The following is a 10,326-nucleotide window of genomic DNA, read 5'->3' on the forward strand; positions in this document are numbered from 1 at the left end:
GGGCCGCGCCGCGCGCCCCCGCGTCCGGGCGCGGGGGCCCGGCGGCCCGCTGCCGTCGGTGGCCGGCCGACGTCTACCGCCCGGTAATCGGCTCTGGCAAGCTCGGGCCATGACTCCCTTCGCCTCCGACCGGGCCCGCTACGACCGGGCCACCGCGCACATGGACGCGCCGCTGGCGGTCGTCGATCTGGACGCCTTCGACGCGAACGCGGACGGCCTCGTCCGGCGCGCGGGCGGCAAGCCGATCCGGGTGGCCAGCAAGTCGGTGCGCTGCCGGGCCCTGCTGGAACGGGTCCTGGCGCGCGAGGGCTTCGCGGGCCTGATGTCCTTCACGCTGCCCGAGTCGCTGTGGCTGGCGCGGGCGGGCTTCGAGGACGTGCTGCTCGCGTACCCGTCGGCGGACCGCGCCGGGTACGCGGAGCTGGCGGCCGACCCGAAGCTGGCCGGGTCCGTCACGGTCATGGTCGACGACCCGGCGCACCTGGACCTCGTCGACAGCGCGCGGGCCGGCGGCCGCGAGGAGATCCGGGTCTGCCTCGAACTGGACACCTCCCTGCGGCTGCTGGGCGGCCGGGTGCGCGTCGGCGCGCTGCGCTCGCCGCTGCGCGAGCCGGCCCAGTTGGCGGAGCTGGCCCGCTCGGTGGCCCGCCGGCCGGGGTTCCGGCTGGTCGGGCTGATGGCCTACGAGGGGCATGTGGCGGGCGTGGGCGACGCGGTGGCGGGCCGCCCCCTGCGCTCGGGGGCGATCCGGCTGATGCAGACGGCGGCGCGCCGGGAGCTGGCGCGGCGGCGCGCCGAGGTGGTGCGCGCGGTGCGGGCGGTGGCGCCGGATCTGGAGTTCGTCAACGGCGGCGGCACGGGCAGCGTGCAGCACACGGCGGCGGAGGACGCGGTCACGGAGATCGCCGCGGGCTCCGGGCTGTACCAGCCGCGCCTGTTCGACAACTACCGGGCGTTCTCGGGCCGTCCGGCCGCGCTGTTCGGGCAGCCGGTCGTGCGCCGGCCCGGGGTGGGGGTCGTGACGGTGCTCGGCGGCGGCTACCCGGCGTCCGGCGCGGCGGGGCGGGACCGGCTGCCGGTGCCGTACCTGCCCGAGGGGCTGCGCTACGACGCCCAGGAGGGCCCCGGCGAGGTCCAGACCCCGCTGCTGGGTTCGGCCGCGGACGACCTGCTGGTCGGCGACACGGTGTGGTTCCGGCACGCGAAGGCGGGCGAGCTGTGCGAGCGGTTCGCCGAGCTGCACCTGATCGAGGGCGACCGCGTGACGGCCACGGTGCCGACGTACCGGGGCGAGGGCAGGACGTTCCTGTAGGCGGCCCCGCCCGCCGCCGCGCGCGAGGACCCGGTCCGCCGCCGCGCGCGGAAACCCGCCCCCGGCGGGCGCCCGCCGGCGTCCCGCCGCGCGTCCACCCCACGTGGCCCGGCCCCTCCCGGGCCCCGGCGCGCACCGGCTGCGGGCACCAACTGCCGCGTGTGCGGCGCTCGATGGCGGAGCACGGGGTTCCGGGGGGCCGGGTGTCGCCCCCGCCCCGCGTGTGGCAGGGTCCCTGCCTACGGCGGCCGTACGGCGAGGTGGGACGGCCGGACACCCAGGAGGCCTCCCATGACATCGGGCACACCCCGGCCGCTGATCGACACGAGCAGGCCGCACCCCGCGCGCATCTACGACTTCCTGCTCGGCGGGAAGGACAACTACCCCGTGGACCAGGCCGTGGCCGAGCGGCTGCCGGTCGAGGCGCGCAACGGAGCGCGGGCCAACCGGGCCTTCATGCGCCGGGTCATCGCCTGGGCGGCCGCCAGTGGCATGCGGCAGTTCCTCGACTCCTCGACGTGGGCACGGGCATCCCCACCGAGCCGAACCTCCACCAGATCGCCCAGGACGCCGACCCCTCCTGCCGGGTGGTCTACGTCGACAACGACCCGATCGTGCTGCGGCACGCGGAGGCACTGCTCGTCAGCTCCCCCGAGGGCAGCACCGACTACGTGCAGGCCGACGTGCTGGACCCGGAGGCCATCCTCGAACGCGCCCACCGCACACTCGACTTCGACCGGCCGATCGCGCTCTCCCTGATCGCGCTCCTGCACTTCGTGCCCGACGCCCGCGACCCGTACGGGATCGTGCGCAAGCTGATCGAGCCGCTCGCCCCGGGCAGCTGCCTGATCCTCTCCCACCTCAGCCTGGACCGGCTCTCCGCCGAGCAGGACAGGACGGACGAGTACCGTTCGGCCGGCATCGACCTGCGGCCGCGCACCCGCGAGGAGGTCCTGCGGTTCTTCGACGGGCTCGACCTCGTGCCGCCGGGGCTGGTGCCGATCTGGTTCAAGGACACGCCGGAGCCGGAGGACGCCGGGCTGCCGGGCGCGGACGCCGGGTACTCCGGGGTGGGACGCGTGCGCTGAGGCGATCGCGCCCCGGGAAGCGGCGGGCCCGGTCGGCCGCCGCTTCCCGGGGCCGCGCCCGGGCCGCTAGTGACCTGAGTCGGAGTTTGGTCGTTGGTTGGGGTGTGAGTCGTCCAGGTCCGAAGATTCCGCCGTTGTCCGTGACTGATGCCCAACGAGGTGTGCTGGAGGGCTGGGTGCGTCGCCGAACGACGGCCCAGGCCTTGGCATTGCGGTCGCGGATCGTCTTGGAGTGCGCCGAGGGTCACTCGATCATGGAGGTGTCCCGCCGGTTGGGGATCACTGCCGACACGGTCCGCACCTGGCGACGGAGGTTCCTCGAACGTGGCCTGGACGGCCTCGCCGACGAGCCGAGGCCTGGGGCTCCCCGGAAGATCACCGATGCCGATGTCGAGCGGGTCATCGTCAAAACGCTGGAGGAGACGCCGAAGAACGCCACCCATTGGTCGACCCGGTCAATGGCTGCAGCCACCGGTATGTCGCAGTCGGCGATCTCTCGGATCTGGCGGGCGTTCGCGCTGGCCCCGCACCGCTCGCAGACGTTCAAACTGTCCACGGACCCGTTCTTCATCGACAAGGTCCGTGACGTGGTGGGCCTGTATCTCGACCCGCCGGAAAAGGCCCTGGTCCTGTGCGTGGACGAGAAGTCCCAGATCCAGGCCCTGGACCGATCTCAGCCGGTCCTGCCGATGATCCCTGGCATCCCCGAGCGACGCAGCCACGACTACGTCCGCGCCGGCACCACCACACTGTTCGCCGCCCTGGAGGTTGCCACCGGCAAAGTGATCGGCTCCCTGCACCGCCGACACCGCACGGTGGAGTTCAAGAAGTTCCTGGCCAAGCTCGACAAACACGTGCCCGCGGACCTGGACGTGCACCTGATCTGCGACAACTATGCCACCCACAAAGCGCCTGCCGTCAAGCAGTGGCTGCTGGCGCACCCACGCTTCCACCTGCACTTCACGCCCACGAGTTCGTCCTGGCTGAACCTGGTGGAGCGGTGGTTCGCCGAGCTCACACAGAAGAAACTCAAGCGAGGTGTCCACCGCTCCGTCCAGGGCCTCGAACGAGACATCCGCAGTTGGCTCGCCGACTGGAACGAGCAACCCCGGCCCTTCATCTGGACCAAAACCGCAGACGAGATCCTCGACAAAGTCGCCGCCTATTGCCGACGAATCTCCGACTCAGGTCACTAGGCCGTGTCTGACAAATGGCGCCGTCCGCCCGAAGGGCGGGCTTGCGGCGTCTGGTGCGTGCTGTCGCAAGGCGGAGGATCGTCCTTGTACTGGACGTACCAGGACGACTCCGACAACGCAGCGAGAGTGCGTGCCAGGCGTCGCAGGCCAGGCGGGATTTGTCAGACACGGCCTAGTGACCTGAGTCGGAGTTTGGTCGTTGGTTGGGGTGTGAGTCGTCCAGGTCCGAAGATTCCGCCGTTGTCCGTGACTGATGCCCAACGAGGTGTGCTGGAGGGCTGGGTGCGTCGCCGAACGACGGCCCAGGCCTTGGCATTGCGGTCGCGGATCGTCTTGGAGTGCGCCGAGGGTCACTCGATCATGGAGGTGTCCCGCCGGTTGGGGATCACTGCCGACACGGTCCGCACCTGGCGACGGAGGTTCCTCGAACGTGGCCTGGACGGCCTCGCCGACGAGCCGAGGCCTGGGGCTCCCCGGAAGATCACCGATGCCGATGTCGAGCGGGTCATCGTCAAAACGCTGGAGGAGACGCCGAAGAACGCCACCCATTGGTCGACCCGGTCAATGGCTGCAGCCACCGGTATGTCGCAGTCGGCGATCTCTCGGATCTGGCGGGCGTTCGCGCTGGCCCCGCACCGCTCGCAGACGTTCAAACTGTCCACGGACCCGTTCTTCATCGACAAGGTCCGTGACGTGGTGGGCCTGTATCTCGACCCGCCGGAAAAGGCCCTGGTCCTGTGCGTGGACGAGAAGTCCCAGATCCAGGCCCTGGACCGATCTCAGCCGGTCCTGCCGATGATCCCTGGCATCCCCGAGCGACGCAGCCACGACTACGTCCGCGCCGGCACCACCACACTGTTCGCCGCCCTGGAGGTTGCCACCGGCAAAGTGATCGGCTCCCTGCACCGCCGACACCGCACGGTGGAGTTCAAGAAGTTCCTGGCCAAGCTCGACAAACACGTGCCCGCGGACCTGGACGTGCACCTGATCTGCGACAACTATGCCACCCACAAAGCGCCTGCCGTCAAGCAGTGGCTGCTGGCGCACCCACGCTTCCACCTGCACTTCACGCCCACGAGTTCGTCCTGGCTGAACCTGGTGGAGCGGTGGTTCGCCGAGCTCACACAGAAGAAACTCAAGCGAGGTGTCCACCGCTCCGTCCAGGGCCTCGAACGAGACATCCGCAGTTGGCTCGCCGACTGGAACGAGCAACCCCGGCCCTTCATCTGGACCAAAACCGCAGACGAGATCCTCGACAAAGTCGCCGCCTATTGCCGACGAATCTCCGACTCAGGTCACTAGAGCGGTGTCACGTAGGCGCCCGAGATCCCGCCGTCCACCAGGAAGTCGCTCGCGTTGACGAAGGACGCGTCGTCGCTGGCGAGGAAGGCGACGGCGGCGGCGATCTCGTCGGCCTCGGCGAACCGGCCGAGCGGGATGTGCACCAGCCGCCGCTGGGCCCGCTCGGGGTCCTTGGCGAACAGCTCCCGCAGCAGCGGGGTGTTGACGGGGCCGGGGCACAGCGCGTTGACGCGGATGCCCTCGCGCGCGAACTGGACGCCGAGTTCGCGCGAGAGCGCGAGCACGCCGCCCTTGGAGGCGGTGTAGGAGATCTGCGAGGTGGCCGCGCCCATCCGGGCGACGAAGGACGCCGTGTTGATGATGGAGCCCCGGCCCTGGCGCCGCATGTACGGGAGGGCGGCCTTGCAGCACAGGTAGACGGAGGTGAGGTTGACCTCCTGCACGCGGCGCCAGGCGTCGAGTCCGGTGTCGAGGATCGAGTCGTCGTCGGGCGGCGAGATGCCGGCGTTGTTGAAGGCCACGTCGACGCTGCCGTACGTGTCGAACGCCGCCCGGAACAGCGCCTCGACCTGTTCGGGGTCGGTGACGTCCGTCCGTACGAAGAGGCCGTCGACCTCGTCGGCCGCCGCCTTGCCGGTGGCCGCGTCGATGTCGGCGCAGACCACGCGGGCGCCCTCGGAGGCGAGGCGGCGCACCGCGGCGAGGCCGATGCCGCTGCCCGCGCCGGTGACGACGGCGGTGCGGCCGACGAGGCGCCGGCAGACGGACGCGCCGGCGGCGGCGCCGGGGGCGGGGGTCGGGATGTTCGTCATCGCGTTCAGTCCTCCGTGCTGATGAAGACGTTCTTGGTCTCGGTGAAGGCCGCGAGCGCGCCCGGGCCGAGCTCGCGCCCGATTCCGGAGCGCTTGTAGCCGCCGAAGGGGGTCCAGTACCGCACGCTGCTGTGCGAGTTGACGGACAGGTTCCCCGCCGCGACGGCCCGCGACACGCGCAGGGCGCGGCCCACGTCCCGGGTCCACAGGGACCCGGACAGGCCGTAGGGGGTCGCGTTGGCGAGCCGCACGGCGTCCTGCTCGTCGGTGAACGGCAGCACGACGGCGACGGGCCCGAAGACCTCCTCGGTGGCCGCCGGGGCGTCGGGCCCGAGTCCGGTGAGCACGGTCGGCGGGAAGAAGAAGCCGGGGCCCTCGGGCGCGCTGCCCCGTATGCCGGCCGCGCCGTCCGGGACGTACGAGCGGACGCGTTCCCGCTGGGCCGCGGAGATCAGCGGTCCCATCTCGGTGGCGGCGTCGGACGGGTCGCCGACCCGCACGGCGGCGATGGCGGGGGCGAGCAGGTCGAGGAACAGGTCGTACACCTCGCGCTGGACCAGGATGCGGGTGCGCGCGCAGCAGTCCTGGCCGGCGTTGTCGAGGAAGGACATCGGGGCGGTGGCCGCGGCCCGTTCGAGGTCGGCGTCCGCGAAGACGATGTTGGGGCTCTTGCCGCCGAGTTCGAGGGTCACCCGCTTCACCGAGGCGGCGCACTTGGCCATGACGGACGTGCCGACCGCGCTCGACCCGGTGAACGCGATCTTCGCGACGCCGGGGTGGGTGACGAGCGCGTCGCCGGTGACCGCTCCCGCGCCGGGCAGGACCTGGAAGAGGTGCTCGGGCAGGCCCGCCTCCAGGGCGAGTTCGGCGAGCCGCAGGGCGGTGAGCGGGGTGGCCTCGGCGGGTTTGAGCAGGACGGCGTTGCCCGCGGCGAGCGCGGGCCCGCAGCTCCAGCCGGCGATGGGCATGGGGAAGTTCCACGGGGCGATCACGCCGACCACGCCGAGGGGTTCGAGGAAGGTGACGTCGAGGCCGCCGGGCACGGGGATCTGCTCGCCGGTCAGGCGCTCGACTCCCCCGGCCGTGTAGTCGAGGACGTCGCGGAAGTTGCCCGCCTCCCAGCGGGCGTTGCCGATGGTGTGTCCGGCCTCGCGCACTTCGAGCCGGGCGAGTTCCTCGTTGTGCCCGTCGACGAGGGCCGCGAAGCGCCGCAGCAGCCGGGCCCGGTCGCCGGGCGCGGCGGCGGCCCAGCCGCGCTGCGCGTCGGCGGCGCGGCGCACGGCCTCGTCGACCTCGGCGGGGGTGGTGGCGGGGACGGTGGCGACGGTGCGGCCGGTGGCCGGGTCGAGGACGTCGTGTGCGGCGGGCTCGGGCGCGCCGGTGGTGTGGTGGTGCCGGGGCATGGGCGTGGTGTGCTCCTTACGGGCGGATGCCGGCGGGCGCGGAACGTGCGGAGGGCGGGACGTGCGGAGGGCGGGACGCCCGGGTGCGGGACACGCGGGGCCCGACCGCGCCACGGCGGTGGCGGGGTACGGGGCCGGGCGGCGCGTGCCGCCGGACGGCGGCGGGTGCCGGACGCCTTCCCGCGGACAAGGTTCAGTGGCGTTCGAAGGAGCGGCGCAGCTCCCAGTCGGTGACGGCGGCGTCGAAGGCCGCGAGTTCGACGCGCGCCATGTTGGCGTAGTGCTCGACCACCTCGTCCCCGAAGGCGGCCCGCGCGAGGGCGCTGCCGCTCCACACCTCGGCGGCCTCGCGCAGCGTGGCGGGCACCTGCGAGTAGTCGCCCTCGTACGCGTTGCCGGGGCAGGCCGGGGGCAGTTCGAGCTCGTGCTCGACGCCGTACAGGCCGGCGGCCACCAGGCCCGCGACGGCCAGGTAGGGGTTGACGTCCCCGCCCGGCACGCGGTTCTCGAAGCGCAGCGAGTCGCCGTGGCCCACGACCCGCAGCGCGCAGCTGCGGTTGTCGTGGCCCCAGGCGACGGCGGTCGGCGCGAACGAACCGGGCTGGTAGCGCTTGTAGGAGTTGATGTTCGGCGCGTACAGCAGGGCGAAGTCGCGCAGCGCGGCCAGCTGGCCGGCGAGGAAGTGGCGCATGAGCGGCGACATGCCGTCCGGGCCGTCACCCGCCATGGCGGGCCGTCCCGCCGCGTCCCGCAGGGAGAGGTGGATGTGGCACGAGTTGCCCTCGCGCTCGTCGTACTTGGCCATGAACGTGAGCGAGACGCCCTCCTGCGCCGCGATCTCCTTGGCGCCGGTCTTGTAGACGACGTGGTGGTCGCAGGTGGTGAGGGCCTCGTCGTAGCGGAACGCGATCTCGTGCTGGCCGGGGTTGCACTCCCCCTTCGCCGACTCGACGCTCAGGCCCGCGCCCGCCATCTCGTTGCGGATGCGGCGCAGCAGCGGCTCGACGCGGCCGGTGCCGAGCACGGAGTAGTCGACGTTGTAGCGGTTCGCGGGCGTCAGGTCCCGGTAGCGGGCGTCCCAGGCACGCTCGTAGGTGTCGCGGAAGACGATGAACTCGAGTTCGGTGCCCGCGTGGGCGCTCAGGCCCCGCTCGGCGAGGCGGTCGAGCTGGCGCCGCAGGATCTGCCGGGGCGCCGCCACGACCGGGGAGCCGTCGCTCCAGGCGAGGTCGGCGAGCAGGAGCGCGGTGCCGGGGTGCCACGGGACGCGGCGCAGGCTGGCCGGGTCGGGGCGCAGGGCGAAGTCCCCGTAGCCGTTGTCCCAGGACGACATCGCGTAGCCGCCGACGGTGTTCATCTCGGTGTCGACGGCGAGCAGGTAGTTGCAGCCCTCGGCTCCCCCGTCGAGGACGTCGGAGAGGAAGAACGGCGCGGCGAAGCGCTTGCCCTGGAGCCGGCCCTGCATGTCGGGGAAGGCGAGGACGACGGTGTCGACCTCGCCCGATCCGATCAGTGCGGCGAGTTCGGCGGTGGAGAGCGGGGGTGTGCGGTCTGCCACGGGGTGCTTCCTCCTTCGGTCGGCCGGAAACTTAAGGTATAGGTGAAAACCTTTGGCGGGGAAGAGGGGAACCAGCGTGGCGGAGGGTGAGGGGGCGGACGCGGACCCGTTCCCGGTGCTGCGGCCGGTGCGGGGCGGCAACGGGTTCGAGGAGGCGCTGGAGCAGATCCTGCGGGTCGTGCGGCTCGGGCTCGTCGCGCCGGGCGGGCGGCTGCCCGCCGAGCGGGACCTGGCCGGGCGGCTCGGCGTCAGCCGCGTCACGCTGCGGGAGGCACTGAGGGTCCTGGCCGAGCAGGGGCTCGTGGAGAGCCGGCGGGGGCGCCACGGCGGGACGTTCGTGCGCCGGCGCCCGGCGGCGGACGCCGCGGCCGGGGGCGGGGGCGCCGAGGAGCTGCGGAGGCGGGCGGCGGACACCGACCTGGAGGACGTGCTGCGCTTCCGGGAGGTGCTGGAGGAGGGCGCCGCCGGGCTGTGCGCCGCCGAGGGCCTGCCGCGGGACGGTACGCGGCGCCTGCGTGCCGCGCTCGCCGCGACCCGCGACGCCCCGCTCGGCGAGTACCGCAGGCGCGACACGCTGCTGCATCTGACGGTGGTCGCTCTCGCCGGGTCGCCGAGCCTCGCGGAGGGTTACGCGTCGGTGCGCTCGCGCCTCAACGACCTGCTGGACTCCATCCCGCTGCTGGTGCGCAACCTGGAGCACTCGCAGCACCAGCACACCGCGCTCGTCGGCGCGATCCTCGAAGGGGACGCGGCGGCGGCGCGCGCCGTCGCGCGCGAGCACTGCGCCGGCACGGCGGCACTCCTGCGCGGCTTCCTGGCCGCCGGCCCCAGGACGCGGGACGAGCCGCCCCGGGATGGTACGAATGAAGACCTTTGACCGGGAGCGGGCCCAGGAGGAGAAGCGATGACGCCGCTGATCGGCATCAGTACCTACCGGGAGGACTCGGCCGCCTGGGGCGCCTGGCGGCTGCCCGCGGCCCTCCTGCCGCTCGGCTACCCCTCGCTCGTCCAGCGGGCCGGCGGTCTCGCGGCCATGCTGCCGCCCGGCGACCCGGCGACCGCGCCCGACGTGGTGGCGCGGCTCGACGGCGTGGTGATCGCGGGCGGCCCGGACGTGGAGCCCCGGCGCTACGGGGCCAGGCCGCACCCGCGCACCGGCCCGCCCGCGCCGGAGCGCGACGCCTGGGAACTCGCCCTGATCGAGGCGGCTCTCGCCTCGGACAAGCCGCTCCTCGGCATCTGCCGGGGCATGCAGCTGCTGAACGTCGCGCTCGGCGGCACGCTCGTCCAGCACGTCGAGGGCCATGTCGGCTCCGTCGCGGGGCAGTTCGGGGCGCACACCGTGACGGCGGTGCCGGGCACCCGCTATGCGGGCCTAGTGCCGGGTGAGTTCGGCGTGCCGAGCCAGCACCACCAGTCGGTGGACCGGATCGGCCGGGACCTGACGGTCAGCGCGGTGGCCGCCGACGGCACGGTCGAGGCGGTCGAGCTGGCGGGCAGGCGCTGGGTCCTCGGGGTCCAGTGGCATCCCGAGATGGCGGACGACCTCCGTGTGATGGCGGACCTGGTGCGTGCGGCGGGCGGCTGACCCGTTCCCGGGCGGCGCGGCGGGCCGCGCGCGGACCGGGCGGCCGCGTCCGTCGGGCGCCGCGGTG

At 73.0% G+C, this 10,326-nt stretch carries 8 protein-coding genes and 1 pseudogene; 6 read left to right on the top strand and 3 right to left on the bottom strand.

What is annotated here, in order from left to right:
* Window positions 1-109 precede the first annotated feature (109 nt).
* The 4 genes and pseudogenes from L1885_RS16580 (at window position 110) to L1885_RS16595 (ending at window position 4,898) form a co-directional block, all read left to right on the top strand.
* On the top strand, window positions 110-1,312 hold the full coding sequence (locus L1885_RS16580) for an amino acid deaminase/aldolase (protein WP_235797896.1): 1,203 nt from the start codon (window positions 110-112) through the stop codon (window positions 1,310-1,312).
* Between the two features lie 291 nt (window positions 1,313-1,603).
* Window positions 1,604-2,400, top strand: a pseudogene (locus tag L1885_RS16585) (SAM-dependent methyltransferase).
* Window positions 2,401-2,504: 104 nt separating this feature from the next.
* Window positions 2,505-3,596 (top strand): IS630 family transposase, encoded by a 1,092-nt coding sequence (locus L1885_RS16590; protein WP_235797897.1) that lies wholly within the window; start codon window positions 2,505-2,507, stop codon window positions 3,594-3,596.
* 210 nt (window positions 3,597-3,806) lie between these two features.
* A complete protein-coding gene (locus tag L1885_RS16595) occupies window positions 3,807-4,898 on the top strand; it encodes an IS630 family transposase (RefSeq protein ID WP_235797897.1) in 1,092 nt (363 codons plus the stop codon).
* Here L1885_RS16595 and L1885_RS16600 read toward each other — a convergent pair.
* The 3 genes from L1885_RS16600 to L1885_RS16610 form a co-directional block, all read right to left on the bottom strand.
* Window positions 4,895-5,710, bottom strand: coding sequence for a 3-oxoacyl-ACP reductase (locus L1885_RS16600; RefSeq protein WP_235797898.1), 816 nt, complete (start codon window positions 5,708-5,710; stop codon window positions 4,895-4,897). The two genes, L1885_RS16595 and L1885_RS16600, sit on opposite strands and share 4 nt — an antisense overlap.
* 5 nt (window positions 5,711-5,715) lie before the next feature.
* The gene (locus L1885_RS16605; RefSeq protein WP_235797899.1) at window positions 5,716-7,113 is read right to left on the bottom strand and encodes an aldehyde dehydrogenase family protein; all 1,398 of its coding nucleotides are present in this window, start codon (window positions 7,111-7,113) and stop codon (window positions 5,716-5,718) included.
* A 193-nt stretch (window positions 7,114-7,306) separates the two neighbouring features.
* The gene (locus tag L1885_RS16610) at window positions 7,307-8,671 is read right to left on the bottom strand and encodes a glutamine synthetase family protein (protein WP_235797900.1); all 1,365 of its coding nucleotides are present in this window, start codon (window positions 8,669-8,671) and stop codon (window positions 7,307-7,309) included.
* A gap of 76 nt (window positions 8,672-8,747) precedes the next feature.
* On the opposite strand from L1885_RS16610, the gene L1885_RS16615 reads away from it, so the two are divergent.
* Entirely contained in the window at window positions 8,748-9,548 is an 801-nt protein-coding gene (locus tag L1885_RS16615; RefSeq protein ID WP_235797901.1) for a FadR/GntR family transcriptional regulator, read from the top strand.
* Between the two features lie 27 nt (window positions 9,549-9,575).
* Window positions 9,576-10,259, top strand: coding sequence for a gamma-glutamyl-gamma-aminobutyrate hydrolase family protein (locus L1885_RS16620; RefSeq protein ID WP_235797902.1), 684 nt, complete (start codon window positions 9,576-9,578; stop codon window positions 10,257-10,259).
* Window positions 10,260-10,326 lie beyond the last annotated feature (67 nt).

Source organism: Streptomyces fuscigenes (assembly GCF_021556455.1).
In the GTDB taxonomy this organism is placed as follows: Bacteria; Actinomycetota; Actinomycetes; order Streptomycetales; family Streptomycetaceae; genus Streptomyces; species Streptomyces fuscigenes.

What these genes read in the sequence shown, in the direction of transcription:
- L1885_RS16620 (WP_235797902.1), top strand. Translation starts at nt 9,576, where the DNA reads ATGACGCCGCTGATCGGCATCAGTACCTACCGGGAGGACTCGGCCGCC.
- L1885_RS16580 (WP_235797896.1), top strand. Translation starts at nt 110, where the DNA reads ATGACTCCCTTCGCCTCCGACCGGGCCCGCTACGACCGGGCCACCGCG.
- L1885_RS16600 (WP_235797898.1), bottom strand. Translation starts at nt 5,710, where the DNA reads ATGACGAACATCCCGACCCCCGCCCCCGGCGCCGCCGCCGGCGCGTCC.
- L1885_RS16605 (WP_235797899.1), bottom strand. Translation starts at nt 7,113, where the DNA reads ATGCCCCGGCACCACCACACCACCGGCGCGCCCGAGCCCGCCGCACAC.